The organism is Novimethylophilus kurashikiensis, assembly GCF_003112435.1.
Classification (GTDB): Bacteria; Pseudomonadota; Gammaproteobacteria; order Burkholderiales; family Methylophilaceae; genus Novimethylophilus; species Novimethylophilus kurashikiensis.
Window position 1 is genome coordinate 22,261 of record NZ_BDOQ01000001.1, and the last position, 15,562, is coordinate 37,822.

At 57.9% G+C, this 15,562-nt stretch carries 19 protein-coding genes; 16 read left to right on the forward strand and 3 right to left on the reverse strand.

The features are described 5' to 3' along the window. Positions 1-22: 22 nt before the first annotated feature. Complete coding sequence (locus NMK_RS00075; protein WP_109013723.1) at positions 23-334, reverse strand: ArsR/SmtB family transcription factor; 312 nt, start codon at positions 332-334, stop codon at positions 23-25. A 179-nt stretch (positions 335-513) separates the two neighbouring features. Here NMK_RS00075 and NMK_RS00080 point away from each other — a divergent pair, with 179 nt between their 5' ends. Next, a complete protein-coding gene (locus tag NMK_RS00080) occupies positions 514-1,713 on the forward strand; it encodes a BaiN/RdsA family NAD(P)/FAD-dependent oxidoreductase (protein WP_109013724.1) in 1,200 nt (399 codons plus the stop codon). 2 nt (positions 1,714-1,715) lie between these two features. On the opposite strand, the gene NMK_RS00085 is transcribed toward NMK_RS00080, so the two are convergent. Next, complete coding sequence (locus NMK_RS00085) at positions 1,716-2,606, reverse strand: SDR family oxidoreductase (RefSeq protein ID WP_109013725.1); 891 nt, start codon at positions 2,604-2,606, stop codon at positions 1,716-1,718. A 137-nt stretch (positions 2,607-2,743) separates the two neighbouring features. Here NMK_RS00085 and NMK_RS00090 point away from each other — a divergent pair, with 137 nt between their 5' ends. From NMK_RS00090 to NMK_RS00145, 12 genes are all read left to right on the forward strand, one after another. Then, positions 2,744-3,274, forward strand: coding sequence for a hypothetical protein (locus NMK_RS00090; protein ID WP_109013726.1), 531 nt, complete (start codon positions 2,744-2,746; stop codon positions 3,272-3,274). Between the two features lie 203 nt (positions 3,275-3,477). After that, a complete protein-coding gene (gene hemP / locus NMK_RS00095) occupies positions 3,478-3,660 on the forward strand; it encodes a hemin uptake protein HemP (RefSeq protein WP_109013727.1) in 183 nt (60 codons plus the stop codon). Positions 3,661-3,764: 104 nt separating this feature from the next. After that, entirely contained in the window at positions 3,765-4,004 is a 240-nt protein-coding gene (locus NMK_RS00100) for a hypothetical protein (RefSeq protein ID WP_146187105.1), read from the forward strand. Then, the gene (locus NMK_RS00105; protein WP_227871272.1) at positions 3,994-4,710 is read left to right on the forward strand and encodes an energy transducer TonB; all 717 of its coding nucleotides are present in this window, start codon (positions 3,994-3,996) and stop codon (positions 4,708-4,710) included. The genes NMK_RS00100 and NMK_RS00105 overlap by 11 nt, the downstream gene beginning before the upstream one ends. A gap of 4 nt (positions 4,711-4,714) precedes the next feature. Next, a complete protein-coding gene (locus tag NMK_RS00110) occupies positions 4,715-5,425 on the forward strand; it encodes a MotA/TolQ/ExbB proton channel family protein (RefSeq protein WP_109013729.1) in 711 nt (236 codons plus the stop codon). Continuing rightward, the gene (locus NMK_RS00115; RefSeq protein WP_109013730.1) at positions 5,422-5,841 is read left to right on the forward strand and encodes an ExbD/TolR family protein; all 420 of its coding nucleotides are present in this window, start codon (positions 5,422-5,424) and stop codon (positions 5,839-5,841) included. The genes NMK_RS00110 and NMK_RS00115 overlap by 4 nt, the downstream gene beginning before the upstream one ends. Before the next feature lie 78 nt (positions 5,842-5,919). Next, a complete protein-coding gene (locus tag NMK_RS00120; protein ID WP_109013731.1) occupies positions 5,920-8,061 on the forward strand; it encodes a TonB-dependent receptor in 2,142 nt (713 codons plus the stop codon). Between the two features lie 62 nt (positions 8,062-8,123). Then, on the forward strand, positions 8,124-8,765 hold the full coding sequence (locus tag NMK_RS00125) for a hypothetical protein (RefSeq protein ID WP_109013732.1): 642 nt from the start codon (positions 8,124-8,126) through the stop codon (positions 8,763-8,765). Beyond that, positions 8,762-9,394 (forward strand): PepSY-associated TM helix domain-containing protein, encoded by a 633-nt coding sequence (locus tag NMK_RS00130; RefSeq protein WP_109013733.1) that lies wholly within the window; start codon positions 8,762-8,764, stop codon positions 9,392-9,394. The genes NMK_RS00125 and NMK_RS00130 overlap by 4 nt, the downstream gene beginning before the upstream one ends. Positions 9,395-9,465: 71 nt before the next feature. After that, a complete protein-coding gene (bfr, locus tag NMK_RS00135; protein WP_109013734.1) occupies positions 9,466-9,951 on the forward strand; it encodes a bacterioferritin in 486 nt (161 codons plus the stop codon). Between the two features lie 15 nt (positions 9,952-9,966). Then, complete coding sequence (gene bfr, locus NMK_RS00140) at positions 9,967-10,449, forward strand: bacterioferritin (protein WP_109013735.1); 483 nt, start codon at positions 9,967-9,969, stop codon at positions 10,447-10,449. 208 nt (positions 10,450-10,657) lie between these two features. Further along, entirely contained in the window at positions 10,658-10,849 is a 192-nt protein-coding gene (locus NMK_RS00145; RefSeq protein WP_109013736.1) for a hypothetical protein, read from the forward strand. 15 nt (positions 10,850-10,864) lie between these two features. Here the strand turns inward: NMK_RS00145 and NMK_RS00150 are convergent, their stop codons facing one another. Beyond that, the gene (locus NMK_RS00150; protein ID WP_109013737.1) at positions 10,865-11,944 is read right to left on the reverse strand and encodes a substrate-binding domain-containing protein; all 1,080 of its coding nucleotides are present in this window, start codon (positions 11,942-11,944) and stop codon (positions 10,865-10,867) included. 173 nt (positions 11,945-12,117) lie between these two features. Here NMK_RS00150 and NMK_RS00155 point away from each other — a divergent pair, with 173 nt between their 5' ends. The 3 genes from NMK_RS00155 to NMK_RS18645 all read left to right on the forward strand — a co-directional run bounded on the left by NMK_RS00155 (position 12,118) and on the right by NMK_RS18645 (position 15,554). Continuing rightward, on the forward strand, positions 12,118-14,466 hold the full coding sequence (locus NMK_RS00155) for an FdhF/YdeP family oxidoreductase (protein ID WP_109013738.1): 2,349 nt from the start codon (positions 12,118-12,120) through the stop codon (positions 14,464-14,466). After that, the gene (locus NMK_RS00160; RefSeq protein ID WP_109013739.1) at positions 14,466-14,885 is read left to right on the forward strand and encodes a hypothetical protein; all 420 of its coding nucleotides are present in this window, start codon (positions 14,466-14,468) and stop codon (positions 14,883-14,885) included. Before NMK_RS00155 ends, NMK_RS00160 begins: the two co-directional genes overlap by 1 nt. A gap of 117 nt (positions 14,886-15,002) precedes the next feature. Continuing rightward, positions 15,003-15,554, forward strand: coding sequence for a hypothetical protein (locus tag NMK_RS18645; RefSeq protein WP_227871274.1), 552 nt, complete (start codon positions 15,003-15,005; stop codon positions 15,552-15,554). The last annotated feature ends 8 nt before the right edge of the window (positions 15,555-15,562 follow it).

Sequence of the window (15,562 nt, forward strand, 5' to 3'; positions counted from 1 at the left end):
GCGAGACCGCCTGCGCTAAAGTTCATGTCTGCGTTTTGACGTATTCCAGTACGCGTTCCAGCAAAGCGACGATGTTGCCTTTGGCAATCCAGAAATACACTTCCTTGCCGATCTTCTCGCTATCCAGCGCGCCGGCTTGGCGCAGCACTTTCAAATGGTGCGAAACCGCCGTACGGCTTAATTGCGAGACTGAGACGATCTGGGTCACATTCAGTCGCTCTCCCGGCTCGAAGGTGAGCAGGATGCGTTGCCGCTGCTCGTCGCCCAGCGCAACGAACAGGTCGGAAACATCGCGCCATTCGTCCGGCAGATTTTGAATGCGTTCGCTTAACATGACTATATGTTTAAACTCTTAGTTATGTGTGTCAAGCCCTCATTTGTAGCGCAGGCGGCCTGGCCTGCATTTACAGGGATTGACGATACAAATAGCTGATGCAGGTGAGGACGCCTGCGCTACAGTTTCGTCGTCCCCCTTCATCCCGCATAATGCCGCCTCAATCTAATGGATAAACCATGAACTTCGATGTGATCGTGATAGGGGCGGGGGCCGCCGGCATGATGTGCGCCGCACAGGCGGGACTGCGCGGGCGGCGTGTGCTGCTGGTCGATCACGCGGTCAAGATCGGCGAGCGCATTCGCATCTCGGGCGGAGGCCGATGCAATTTCACCAATCGCAATGTCAGTGCAGACAACTATCTCTCGCAAAACCGTCATTTCAGCCGGTCTGCCTTGTCGCAGTTCACGCAACACGATTTCCTCGCCATAGTGAACGCTCGCGGCATTCGTTATCACGAGCGCGATCACGGACAACTCTTCTGCGACGACAGTGCGCGCGACATCATCGATATGCTGAAAGACGCTTGCGACGATGCACAAGTGCAATTGGTGCATCCCTGCAAGGTGTTGGGCGTGCAAAAAGGGGAGGAATTCGATCGGCGATTTGTCGTGGATACCGAGCAAGGTGCCTTCCGCTGCGAATCGCTGGTGATCGCGACCGGAGGCCTTGCGGCGCCCGCCATCGGCGCAACGCCGTTCGGCTACAAGCTGGCGGAGCAGTTCGGCATTCCTGTGATAGCGCCGAAGCCCGCGCTGGTGCCGCTGGCGCTGGCGCCGGAAACGCTGGAGAAACTGAAACCTTTAGCCGGGAATACGCTGGATGCTCGTACGGAATTCGGTAGCGCTGCATTCCGTGAAAATGTGCTGCTCACCCATCGCGGGCTCTCCGGCCCGGCCATCCTGCAAATCTCAAGCTATTGGCAAATGCAGGAATACGAAGGGGGAAAGAAACATCCGGTAGACATCGATCTATTACCAGACCTGAATGCTGCCGATTGGCTGGCCGAGCATCGTCGCAGCAAGCAGGCGCTGCCGATGCTGCTGGCCGAGAAACTCCCAAAGAAGTTTGCGCAGGAGTGGTGTGCGCTCATGGGTTGGGAAAAACCCGTCAACGAATTCTCCAACCGCGATATCGAAAACATCGCCGCAGCGCTTCAGGCCTGGCCCATCATGCCCAGCGGGACCTTGGGATACAACAAGGCCGAAGTGACGCTGGGCGGCGTGGATACCGGCGCCTTGTCTTCCAAGACCATGGAAGCCAAGGCGGTGCCCGGCCTGTTTTTTGTGGGCGAAGTGATGGATGTTACCGGCTGGCTGGGCGGGTACAACTTTCAATGGGCGTGGTCCTCGGGGTGGGTGGCAGGGCAGTACGCCTAGTCTTAATGCACCTGGCCGTAGACTTGTCCTGCATGGCCGGGTTTATAGAGCGTGCCTTGCGGGTCCATCGGCGGCGCGGCGATCTGCTGACGCCTGGCCTGCTTTGCCGCGAACTTGTCGGCGAGCGACGGCGTGATCTTGAACGCCGCCGTGTTAATCGCTGCCATGGCACCGACCGTGACATCGCGTCCGCCTTCCGTCGCGGCCTTGAGGATGGCTTCGGCCACTTGCTGCGGATCGATGAGCGGCGAAGGCAGCTTGGGCTCTTGCGTCATGTAGTTGCGTGCATGTTGGGGAAAGGGCGTATCGACCGCGGTGGGCTGAATCAGGGTGATCGAAACCGGGGCGTTGTCGAGTTGCTCGATCTCGATGCGCAACGCATCGGTAAAGCCTTTAACTGCGTGCTTGGAGGCGGAATACATGCCTTGCAGCGGCACCACGGCATCGGAGACTTCGCTGCCCAGGTTGACTAGGGCGCCGCCATGGGTGCGAAGATGCGGCAGCGCAGCGAGCGGACCCTTGACTACCCCCCAGAAATTGATGTCGAACAGGCGGCGGCTGTCTTCCTCGCTGACTGCATCCAACCGCCCGTAGATCGATAACCCGGCGTTGTTGATCCAGGTATCGATGCGGCCGAAACGATCGACAGCAGTCTGCGCAGCCTTGTCCATTTCTACTCGGACGCTGACGTCGGCCACCATAGGTATCGCTGCCAGACCTTCCGCATCCAGATCGGCCGTGAGTTTTTCCAGGACGTCTGCACTGCGTGCGATCAATACCAGGCGCGCTCCGGCACGAGCCGCCATCAACGCCGTGCAGAGGCCGATGCCACTCGATGCGCCGGTGAGCACGATCACTTGCTGGTCCAGCGGCTTCAATGCGCTATTCGTCATGATGCACCTCCGATTTCAAAAACCGCCAATCTATTCAGGCAGGCGAGGCGGGTCTGTGCGGCGTCACGTCTAGGAGGCAGAAAAAAGGGAGCCGAAGCTCCCTGGGGATCTTGCACAAGCCTGATTAGTACTGGCTGTTGGGCGTCGAGGTGCCGCTGCCGGACGAACCGGGATTGCTCGTGCTGCTGCCGGAACTGGTAGAGCCGGAATCGCTGCCGCCGGTCGAGCCTGGGGTGTTCATGTTGGACGCGCCGGAACCAGAATCGGAAGATCCGGAGCTGGTCGAGCCGGAACGAGAAGAGCCTGTATCGGACGAGCCGGAACTGGATGAGCCTGAGCGCGATGAACCTGAGCCGTTGGAGTTGTTCATGTTCATATCGGTCGATGAGCCCGATCCGGAGCTGCCGGAATTGTTCATGTCGGACGTCCCGGAGCTGCTCGAGCCGCTTGAACCACTGGATTTGTCGGAGCTGCCGGAACTGCTCGATCCGCTATGTTTACGATGGTGCTTGCCCTTCTTGTGCTGCATGTTGTTCATGTCGTTGTGCGTACCCTTGCCGCTGGAGTCCGGATTGGCTTGCGACTTGGTGGTCGCACTGCCTTCGCCGGGGGTGGCGGCAGTGTTGTCGCCCTGGTTGGTTGCGCCGGCCATGGCTGCCGGCACATAAATAGCAAACGCCGCAACTGCGGCACACTTCCATAAGTCTTGAATTCGCATGGTTAATCTCCTTAATGACATTGAGTTAGGAGATGCCAAAGTAATGAATAAATTAGGAAAGCTCAGTGGTTTGGGGTACATAGCAGAGTTTATTTGCAATTGGAAAATCTTCGTGGGGCTTGACTTAAAGATGAGAATGGTTATCATTAACGAATGGGCGATCTCAATAAAAAACAGGTCATCGTTTCGGAGCCGAATGAGCGAAATACACCTGCACGCTCGCGGGTCAGCAGCGAGGCGCTGCTCAACGGCCGGAAGGAACTCGTGATCGAGCATGCCGGCGACGAATACCGCTTGCGCCTGACGAGTCAGGGCAAGCTGATACTGACCAAATAACCGTACCAATCGGCACCACTCGGTGCCTTCAGCCAGCCAGCGGCATCCCCCGCAAGCCAGCCCGTAAAGTCGCACAAGCGACGTTGTTAACTTGCGAGGATGGCATGAATACAACCAAACAATGCAGACGTGTCTTATTGGCAGGCAGCGAAGGCTGCCAAGTCGTATATTGCCCAGATTGCGAAATCGCCGAGCTGGAAATCGGTGCGATGAATATTCGCCTGGAAGAATCGGTATTTCGCACAGTGGTGAATATGCTGAACACCGCCACCAAAAAGCTGGAAGGTATTCAGGGCGTATTAGTGGGCTACCCGCATATGCTGGGACGCGGCCGTGTTCATTGAGGCTCGCCGCAGAAAATCGTTACACGGCGCTGCCGTGGTTGCGCTGGTGTTCGGCGGGCATGCCGCAGTGTTCGCTGCGATGGCGTCCAAGTCTGCTTCTGAGCTGCCGGCTGAGCCGGAGCCCATGATGGTCAGCCTGGTAGCCGACAGCGAGCCGCTGAAGGCCGAATTACAGGCCAAGCCGCAACCTGTGCAATCAAAGCCGCGCATGGTCGAGCCTGTGATCAAACGCCAACCTCAACCAACGGTACAGCCTAAGTCTGAACCAACGCCTGTGCCGGTTACGGCCGAAGCCGCGCCGCGCTTGCAGGCCCAATCCGAGTCCACTTCAACGCACCAGGAAATGATCGCGGAAGCGGCACCGACGCCGGAACCGGCTGCACCCGCAACCAAGGAAGTCGTATCCGAACCCGAACCGGTCTATCAACCACCGCGCTTCGGCGTTGCTTACCTGCGCAATCCTAGCCCCGAATATCCGCCCCTTTCGCGGCGTTTGAAAGAACAGGGCAAGGTCATGTTGCGGGTGATGGTGACAGCCTCAGGCGAGCCGGCTTTCATCGAATTGGATAAAAGCTCGGGCTTCGAGCGCCTGGACCAGGCTGCTATGGAAGCCGTCAAACAATGGCGATTTGTGCCGGCCAAACGAGGTGAACAGGCCGTTAGCGCCTGGGTGGTCGTGCCGCTCAGTTTTTCAGTGAAGGGATAAATGTATGGAAGAGTTCAACGCAATTACTTTCCTGACCCAGGGTGGTCCGGTTTCGATGTCGGTAGCGCTTGCCCTGCTGGCGATGTCGGTGGCGAGTTGGTCATTGCTGATCACAAAACTTTGGCAGGATTTGAAAACCGCGCGCAATGGCGCAGCTTTCGTTTTTCACTTCCATACGCATCGCTCGCTGGAAGCCGCCGAGCATGCGGTACAGGAAGATAGCGAGTACAAACAGCTGACGCGTCTGGGTATGGCAGCCGCTACCCATCATCAAAGCCTGACCGTCGAAGGCTGCTCACGCGATGAGTTCACAGCAAGGGCTTTGCAACGTGGATTGCAGGAAGTGCAAGGCCGTATGGAATCGGGGCTGACAGTGCTCGCTTCAGTGGGAAGCGTGGCCCCTTTCGTCGGCCTGTTCGGCACGGTATGGGGCATCTACCACGCGCTTGCCAGCATCAGTGCTTCCGGACAAGCCACACTGGACAAGGTCGCAGGACCGGTAGGCGAATCGCTCATCATGACGGCCTTCGGTCTCGCGGTAGCGATCCCCGCCGTGCTGGCCTACAACGCGCTGGTGCGTCGCAACCGCAAGGCCATGGCCAGGATCGAAGCCTTCGCCTACCACCTGCATGTCTACCTTGTCACCGGCCGCATGTTGCCCGCAGCGAAAGCCGAATTCAGCGCAACGACTGAATTGAAGGCGGCTACGGCATGATGACGCACGGCGGAGTCGGCAACGACCAATCGCACAGCGCGCCGATGTCGGAAATCAATACCACGCCGCTGGTGGACGTGATGCTGGTGCTCTTGGTGATCTTCATCATCACGGCGCCCTTGCTCACCCACGCGGTCAAGATCGACCTGCCGCAGGCCAGCAGCAAGGCTGTGACGCAAAAGCCGGATATCGTGACGCTGTCCATCGATGCCAACGGCCAGTGGTACTGGAACGACCAGGCGTTGGACCAGGCATCCATTGCTGATCGTTTCAAAGCCGAAGCCGCACGCGATCCACAGCCGGACGTGCATATCCGGGCCGATGAATCCACACGCTACCAAGTGCTGGCGGAAGTCATGGCTGAGGCGCAGAACGCGGGGATCAAGCATCTGGGGTTTGTCAGCGAGCCCAAGTAAAACATCGCTTTTCATTTCAGCCAGCCAGGGCGTTGCTCGCCGGTAGCCAGCTATTTCGACTACTCAGGGGAGCAACACATGCAATACCAACTCAAGCGCATGCGCCCGGCAATATTGCTGGCGCTGGCCGCATTGCCGTTGCAGGCGGCCGCAGAAGATACCAAGGCGGAACAAACTGAAACCTTGCCGGAAGTGCAGGTAAGCGGCCAGCAGGACCGTTCGTTGAATTATCAGGTCGAGACGACCACGACCGGCAGCAAAACCGATACCCCGGCGCGTGATGTACCTGCCAGTATCGTCGTTGTGCCCAAAGCCGTTCTCGAGGATCAGGGCGCCATGGGTATGAACGAGGCCATGCGCAACGTCAGCGGCGTGAGCCAGAACTACGCGGGCGGCTATGGTTTTGCCGATAACTTCAACATTCGCGGTCTCAACATGCGTTGGCTGCGCGATGGGAACGTCGACGGCAGCACGCAGAACGGCTATTACCGCACCATGACCGATGTGGAACGCATCGAAGTGCTCAAGGGGCCGGGCTCCGCGTTGTACGGTTCCAGCCAGCCCGGCGGCAGCGTCAATGTCGTGACTAAGCTGCCGACCGACAAGACCGTGGCCGAGTTCGAAGTCGGCGTTGGCAGCTACGATACGCAGCGCGTCGGTTTGGATTTGGGCGGTGCGGTCAATGGCGTGGCCACTCGGCTCAATGTGGGCTATGAAAAAAGCGACGATTTCCGCGGGCTGGGTCGAGAAATCACCGAAATCTTGCCCTCGCTACGCTTCAACCTCACCGATACGCAAACGCTGACGCTCGATTACGACTATCGCGACATCAAGCTCACGCCGGATAACTACGGTATCGTCTTCGGCGCCGATCGCAAACTGGTCACGGCTTCCGGCCGCAATGCACGCTATTACAGCCCGATGGATTATGCGAACCAGGAAATCAATCGTCTCGCGACCATCCACGAATGGAAACCGAGCGATGCGTTCAGCCTGAAAACTTCTCTGGTTTATGATCATCGCGACATCGACATGCTGCGCAATGCCGGTTCGAATGTGGCGAACGCTTCCGGCGTCATTACCGGCCGCACCATACGCAGCCAGCAGGACGATGCCGATTACCTGGATTTCACCAGCGAGGCGACCTGGAAGTTCAAAACGGGCAGCGTCAGCCACACTTTGCTGGCAGGCGTGGAATGGCAGGATACGGACATCGATACGGTACGCGTCGGCTATAACCTGTCGAATATCGCCAACGCCAGCAATCCTGTGGTTCCGGAAACCTCGCTAAACGGCCTGACCGCGGTGGCATCTCAAGGATTCAACCGCCATGTCGAAGCCACCACCAAGAGCGTCTATGCTCAAGATCAGGTCGAGCTGACGGAACAGGTCAAGCTGCGCGGTGGCTTGCGCCACGACAACGTGGATTTCAGCGATGAAGGTTCCCAAGGCACGACGGCGTTCCGCCGCATCGCAGACGAGCAAGGACTCAACAGCAGCCAGTTTGGCGCCGTGTACCAGCCGATTCCGCAGTTGTCGCTTTATGCAGGCATTGCGCGCGGCGCTTTCATCAACATTGCCACGGAATCCACCGCGCTTTCGCCTGAGCCTGAAAAATCGTTCAGCAAGGAAGTCGGGGCCAAGGCCATGCTGCTCGACGGGCGTCTGGACCTTAACGTCGCACTGTTTCGAGCCAAGCGCGACCACTATTACGTGACGCTGACCCCTGGGGTTTCTACACCTGATGGGAAGGACAAGACCTCCGGTATCGAGGTCGATGCGGTCGGATCGCTGACCCGCGAGGTCAAGCTGCTGGCGAGCTATAGCCATATCAATCCAAAATCGATTTCTGATGCGCTCTCCAGTAATACGACCTTGGGCGTCGGCAACACCAGTATCTACGGCAACATGCCCACTGGCGTCGCCAAGGATAACGCGCGGGTTTGGCTGACCTGGGAGCCGAGCATGTTGCATGGCTTCGGCGCTGGTATCGGTGCGACCTACAAGGGTAAATCCTACGCCGACGCGCTCAACCTACTCGAAGTGCCTTCCTACACCGTCTATGACGCCGCCGTTTACTGGCGCCAGAAGACGTACGAAATCGCCGTCAATTTCAAGAACCTCACCGACAAGACCTATTACACCGTGCCGACCTTCATCGGCGCCTTGCCGGGCGATCCGCGCAGCGTGATGGCAACGGTGCGGTTCGACTTTAATTGACCCCTCCGGGCGGTACGGCCAGTGCCACCCGGTCGAGCTCCCAAGTTATCAAAGGAAATGTCATGAAGCTGATCAGAACCCTGCTGGCTGCTGCGGCCCTTGCCATGGCGCACCCCGTCCAGGCTCACTATCTGTGGCTGGAACCCGTCGATGGGCAGATGCACTTGTGCTTCGGCGAATATGAAAACGCCTTGCGTGAAAAAAGCGGCGGCAGGCTGGATACTATTGCGGCCCCCGAAGCCTCCGCCGCAGGCAAACAGGTCGATCTGCAACGATCCGACGACCATTTTTCCGTCTTGCCGGCTGGCGTCCAGCCGTTGGTAGCTCAAGATCTGACCATGAAGGTCAAGGACTTGCGCCAGCATCGCATGGGAATCGTCAAACCCATGTATTACTCGCGCTTTGCTGTTGCAGAGCGCGAAAACGCATCGAACCTCGACCTCGACATCCAGCCGATGGGCGCCGGGAAACTGCGCGTCTCGCTGCACGGCAAACCGCTCGCCAAGGCCAAGCTGTCGCTCTATGCCCCCAATCGCTGGATGCGCGAATACGAGACGGACGCGTCAGGGGAGATTGCCATCCACACGCCCTGGCCGGGGCTCTACGTCGCGGAGGTCGCCTTTATCGAAGACGGGCGCGGCGAATACCAGGGTGCGGCCTACGAAGGCATCCGCCATGTGAGCACCTTGAGCTTTATCCCATGACCGTTCGCACCGTCGACAAAGGCGCTTTCTTAAGGCGCTTGCGCAAACTCCATGGCTGGCTCGGGCTGTGGGGTGCTGCTTTGGGGCTGCTGTTCGGCATCACCGGCTTTTTGCTCAACCACCGCCAGGTGATGAAGATTCCCGCCATGCAAATGCACGAAAGCCAGTTCCAGTTGGCGATACAGCAGCCGGTGCTTCCAGACCCACAGGCGTTCGGCCGTTGGGCGCAGCAAGGGCTGCATCTGCGGCATGCGCCCTATAAAGCGGGAGTGGAGTCGCCTAAGCCCGTGATATGGCAGGGCGTCACCGTTCCGCAACCCGTTCGATTGAAGGCCGAATTCCATCTACCGCAAGTTTCCTACACAACCGAGTATGTGATGGGCAACAGCTTTGTCAGCGTCCGGCAGCAGGAGGTCAATACGCTAGGCCTGCTCATGCGCTTACATAAAGGGGTGGGCATGAATACCGGATGGGTGCTGCTCATCGACTCGTTGGCAGGGGCGATGGTGACCTTGTCGATTACCGGTATTTTGCTGTGGACGCGGATGCGCCGTTCGCGCTTGACGCTTGCTGGTCTGGGACTCGGGTCGATGGGATTGGCGGTGTTCTTCGCACTGCAATCGATGTGACTTGGAGCGCCGTCACGCGGCGATAAATTGGAGTAATATTTTTGCATCTTATGTCATCCGAGGAGTGCGCCATGCAAGGCGATAAAACTATCATCGACATCCTCAACGACCTGCTGGCGGGCGAGTTGGCGGCCGTAGACCAATACTTGATCCACGGCGAGATGTACGCCAATTTCGGTTTCCCGCATCTCGCCGACAAGGCGCTGCACGAATCCGAGCACGAACGCCATCACGCGCGGCTGTTGATCCAGCGCATCCTGTTCCTGGAAGGCGTGCCCAATATGGTGAAGCGCAACGCGCTCAATATCGGCACCCATGTGCAGGAGATGCTGCAAGCCGACCTTGCGGTGGAATACCACGTTGTGGGCGAACTCAAGAAAGCCATTGCCGCCTGCGAAAGCTCTCGCGATTATGTCACCCGCGACATGCTGGTGCAGCAACTCGAAGACACTGAAATGGACCACGCCTACTGGCTGGAGCAGCAAATCCGACTTATCGGCTTGGTGGGCTTGCAGAACTACCAGCAAAGCCAGATGAAGCCCGGCGCCCCGGAATAAGAAAGGAGAACCGCGATGCAAGGCGACAAGGAAGTCATCCTCACCCTCAATAAAGTGCTCAAGAACGAGCTTACCGCGATCAACCAGTATTTCCTCCATGCCCGCATGTTCCGCAACTGGGGCCTGGAAAAGCTCAACGACTACCAGTACAAGCAATCCATCCGCGTGATGAAGGAAGCCGACGAACTCATCGAACGCATTCTCTTTTTGGAAGGCCTGCCCAACCTGCAAAACCTCGGCAAGCTATTGATCGGAGAACATGTGGTGGAATGCCTTCACGGCGACCTCACCTACGAACGCGACATCCAGCGTCCGCTGCTGGTAGAGGCCATCGCGTTATGTGAGCGTGTACAGGATTACGTCAGCCGGGATCTACTGGAAGAACTGCTGGAACACTGCGAAGAAGCCATTGATTGGCTGGAAACCCAGCAAACGCTGATCAAGGACGTGACGCTTCCCAACTACCTGCAATCGCACATGGAGCCGGGCGAAGATTAAGCCGGGCTCGCATATAACCACCGGTAAGGCGGCTATGCATAACAATTCTTTCACTTGTGGGGCCGGCTTGAGGATAATGGCTGACAGTTTCACCGCCGATTTAAGACCACTTGCGGGGCGGGTTATCAAGTACTGCTAAAGCGTCGCCTGGCTGAAGGCACCGGACGGGCAACGCAATCTTGCGGTGCCTTTATTCAGGAGAATCAACATGCATCACGTTCAATTGCCGCAATGGCTTTCCCAACTGGTTTCCGACAATGCCGCCCGATTGCGCGGTCGCGATGCTCGGAGCCTCAATCTCAATCCCACTGAAATCGGCGGATTCGGTTTTCCCCACTATGCCGAGCTAAGCAGCAGTGAAATCTTTAGCGCCGGTAAGAATCCCTTGAGCGTGCTGTAAGGCGTTGCACCGGGCTTAGCTAATGCCGCGCAGGTAGACTGTGCGGCTTTCTTCGACTTCGCCGGAACGCGGGGCCGAATAGCCGGGGATGGCGATGATGGCGCGCTTGAAGGCGTCGCCGCTCAGGAGCTGTAACAGGCTTTGCATGGCGGGGCGTTGCAGCGTGTCCTTGTGGCAGATCAGGTAATACTGTTCGGCTGCCAGCGGGATGAAATCCAGCCCGAATTCTCGTGCCGCGGCCTCCACGCCCAGGCCGGCATCCGCCATACCGCTCGCAATCAAGGCGCCCACGGCGTTGTGGGTCAGTTCCTCGCGACGGTAGCCGTGGATGGCGGCGGAAACGATATCGGCCTGGTGCAGCATCATGTCGAATAACAGTCGCGTGCCCGAGTTCGCTTCGCGATTCACAAAACGCACGTCGGTTTTGACGAGATCGCCGATGCCGGTAATTTGCAGCGGATTGCCCTTGGCGAGGATCAGTCCCTGCGTGCGGCGCACAAAATGGATGAGTCGGTGCTCGTCCGTATTCATCCATTTCTCGTATCTCAGTAGCGCCTCTTTTTCGAGCGCGCCTTCGGGGATATGAAACCCGGCGATATCGCAATCGCCGCGTGTCAGGCCGTTGAGCGCATCGACGCTGCCGCGGTATTGCAGGTCGAGCTGAATATTAGTGCTGTTGTGCACCAGGTCGCGGAACTCCGCAACGGCATAGCCGTGGCTGGCATGCAGTCGCACGATCTGCTTGGTGTCGTGGATAGCGCGGTTGAGTTCGACCTGCATTTCTGATGCGAGATTGCTGAGTTGGGCCGTCAACCGGGCATTCACGCGCTTTTCCGCCCACAGCAGAGCCTCGCCCAACGGGGTGAGCGTGATGCCGTGCCCCTGGCGTTTTTCCACCAGGGGACTATCGAAATATTCCCCCCACTGATCGAGCAACTGCCAGGCGTGGCGATAGGAGATATCGGCGTCGCGCGCGGCTTGCGTGAGCTTGCCCGAGGCGGCGATGCCGTGCAGCAGGGCGAAGATGTTGATCTCGCGCTGCGGCTTGCCGAACGCGCCGATCAACCACTGGGCTTTGAGGTCGATAGAAATCATATGCGATTTATAGCATAAGTTTTATTGGGCTGCGCTTCATATTTTCATGCGGGTTGACGGGGAATAGAATGCGCCAATCTCAATTTATTCCCTTCCTGAATGCCCAACCTTGATTGACCATATGTTTTTTAATGCATATGTCATGGGCGGGTATCGGAGCCAAGCAAATACCTATGGGCAAAAAAGCCAAAGTAAAGGATTACGGCGGTCCGGCCGGCGGCTGGGGCGCATTGGCGAGCACAGCCAAGCATCTGATGTTCCAGGGCATTCCCATCAAGGGGCCGATGACCTTGATGCGCAACAACCAGAAACACGGCTTCGACTGCCCGGGCTGCGCCTGGCCGGACCCGCGCCATGCTTCCTCGTTCGAGTTCTGCGAAAACGGGGTGAAGGCGGTGGCGGCGGAAGCCACTTCCAAGCGCGTTCCGCCCGAGTTTTTCACCAAGCATTCGGTTTCATGGCTGCTCCAGCAGGACGATTTCTGGCTCGAAAACCAGGGCCGGTTGACCCATCCCATGGCCTACAATCCCGAGACCGACCATTACGAAGCCATTGGCTGGGATGAAGCGTTTGCTCGTATCGGGGCGGGTCTTCAGGCGCTCGATCATCCCGACCAGGCCGCGTTTTATACCTCCGGCCGCGCCAGTAACGAAGCTGCTTTTCTCTACCAGTTGTTCGTGCGCGAATTCGGCACCAACAATTTCCCCGATTGCTCCAACATGTGTCACGAGGCGAGCGGGTATGCGTTGATCGAGAGCATCGGCATCGGCAAGGGCACGGTCAAGCTGGAAGACTTCCACCACGCCGACGCGATTTTCATCTTCGGCCAGAACCCCGGCACCAATCATCCGCGCATGCTGGGCGAGCTGCGCCTGGCGGCCAAGAGGGGCGCCAAGATTGTTTCCATCAATCCGCTCAAGGAGCGCGGGCTGGAGAAATTCGCGTTTCCGCAAAGCCCGGTGGAAATGCTCACGGGCGGCAGCACATCGATCAGCTCGCTTTACCTGCAACCCAAGATCGGCGGCGACCTGGCCGTGATCAAGGGCATGCTGAAGCACATCGTCGCAAAGAATGAGGAAGCGCTGGTGCAGGGTAAACCGCCGATCGTCGATCAGGCGTTCATCGACCGCCATACCCACGGTTTCGAGCGTTTTCTCGCCGACATCCGGGCGGAAAGTTGGGAATTGATCGTGCAGGAATCCGGCCTGAATCGGGACGAGATCGAAGCGGCCGCTGAAATCTACCTGGCCTCGCCGAAGGTCATCTGTACCTGGGGCATGGGCCTCACGCAGCACAAGCATTCTGTCTTGACCATCCAGCAGGTGGTCAACCTGCTGTTGATCGGCGGGCATTTCGGCCGTCCCGGCGCGGGCGCTTGCCCGGTGCGCGGACACAGCAACGTGCAGGGCAACCGCACCGTGGGCATCACCGAGAAGCCTTCGGCAGAATTCCTCGACCGTTTGCAGCAGGTGTTCGGTTTCGAGCCGCCACGCGAGAATGGCTATGACGTGGTCGCCACTATCGAAGCCATGCAGCGCAGCGACGTGCGCGTGTTCGTCGCGCTGGGCGGTAATTTTGCCGCGGCCACGCCGGATACGCCGCGTACCGAGGCGGCATTAAGACTATGCGACATGGTGGTCAACATCAGCACCAAGCTGAACCGCAGCCATCTGGTGACTGGCAAGCAGGCACTGATCTTACCCTGCCTAGGCCGTACTGAAATCGACCAGCAGGCCATGGGTGCGCAGATGGTGACGGTGGAAGATTCCATGAGCATGGTGCACGGCTCCGGCGGCATCAATAAACCGGCCTCGCCACAGTTACTCTCTGAGCCTGCCATCGTGGCCCGGATGGCGCATGCCGTGTTGCCGCACTCCAAGATTGATTGGCTTGGATTGATCCAAGACTACGACCGCATCCGAGACTTGATCGAGGCGACGCTGGATGATTTCCACGACTACAACCAGCGCGTGCGCCAACCGGGCGGTTTTTACCTGCCTAACAGCGCGGCCGACCTGGAATGGCGCACCGCGACCGGCAAGGCCAATTTCGTAACCGCAGCCATTCCGACCGACCTGCCCATGCACCGTGCAGAGCAGAATACGGCAGCCCCAGTGTTCAACCTCATGACCACGCGTTCGCACGACCAGTACAACACGACGATTTACGGTCTCGACGACCGGTATCGCGGCGTGTTCGGGCAGCGCCGTGTGCTGTTCATCAGCCGTGATGACCTGGAAATACTCGGCATGCAGGCTGGCCAATGGGTAGATGTTGCGACGGTATCCGACGACGGCATCGAGCGACGGGCCAACCGCTTCAAACTAGTGGAATACGACATTCCGGCGGGCTGCATTGCCGGGTATTACCCTGAAACCAATCCGCTGGTGCCGCTCAATGCGCTGGGCGACCACAGCCGCACGCCGACCTCCAAGTCCATCCCGGTCGTATTGATGCCGAGCGAAACGGCTAACGATGCCTCGGCTGGGAAAAAGACTCGGAAAGTATTGGAAGCCGCTTGATGGAGACGTTGGACACCGTAATGTATGGCACTGATGAAGATTTCGTCAGTGCCATGTTGCCTGTCGCGGCTGCGCTGGATGTCGATGCGTGGCGCACTTTTCTAGCAGTGTGCGAAGAAGAGGGCATTTCCTTGCAAAAACTGGGGCGGAAGACAGGTTTGAGCCAAAGCGCGCTTATCCGTGCGACTTCCGTCCTGGAAAGTTGGCCGGATGACGGCATGGCAGAGACCGGTCTGCTGCGAACCGCTACGGATACGGAAAGATACTTTCGTCGCAATTCGTTCCTCACACCGTCGGGGGTTCATTTGCACGAGCTGTTACTGCGGCGCCTGGGAAGCGAGCGCTATGTCGAGCAGGCGCTTGATGTTCATCGATATTTTCAACACATCATCGACGAATACAGCAAGGTTGCGGCTTAAGGATGAGTGCATAGAAAAAACCGGTGAATATCGCTGGGCTTGTCGTTAGAATGTGGAAATAACAAAAATTACAGCGAGGTTTATGTTCCCATGACAACTTAAAACAGGCAGATAACAATGCACCGAATTGGCGACGAGGAAGCGCTACTCAAGTATGTCGAACTGATTGCCATCAGTTTTCCCAATATCGCTCTGAAACTTAATCAATTGAAGGATCAGGGCGACGAAATCATCCCCTATATCGAAAGCCTGCTGCAAGACACCTACAAACGCGGCAATCAGAGCTTAAGCCTCGAAGTAGTCGAGGCGCTGATGAACATCCGCGCGATTTACGAGGCCAATGCACCAACTCCCGAGGTTGTTGTTTCCCAACCCACTGTAGCGGACGATCAGCTCGCGTTCGATCTTCACGATTCTCCCTATTTCATCAAGCTTATCCAGCGTTTTCCCCATATCGGCCAAAAAGTGGAAGAAAGCTGGGGCACGCAAGCGCTCAGAACCTACATCTGGGATTTGTTCCAGGATTCTCGCGGCGGGACGCGCCAGGGTTTTCCGCCTGAATATGCATCTGCCTTGTTTCGATTGCTGGACGCGCACGACCAGCAATATCCGGAACTGGTCGATACCACTTCGGACATTTGGACGGTCAATAAATTCGGTTTGATATAGCGGCCTGA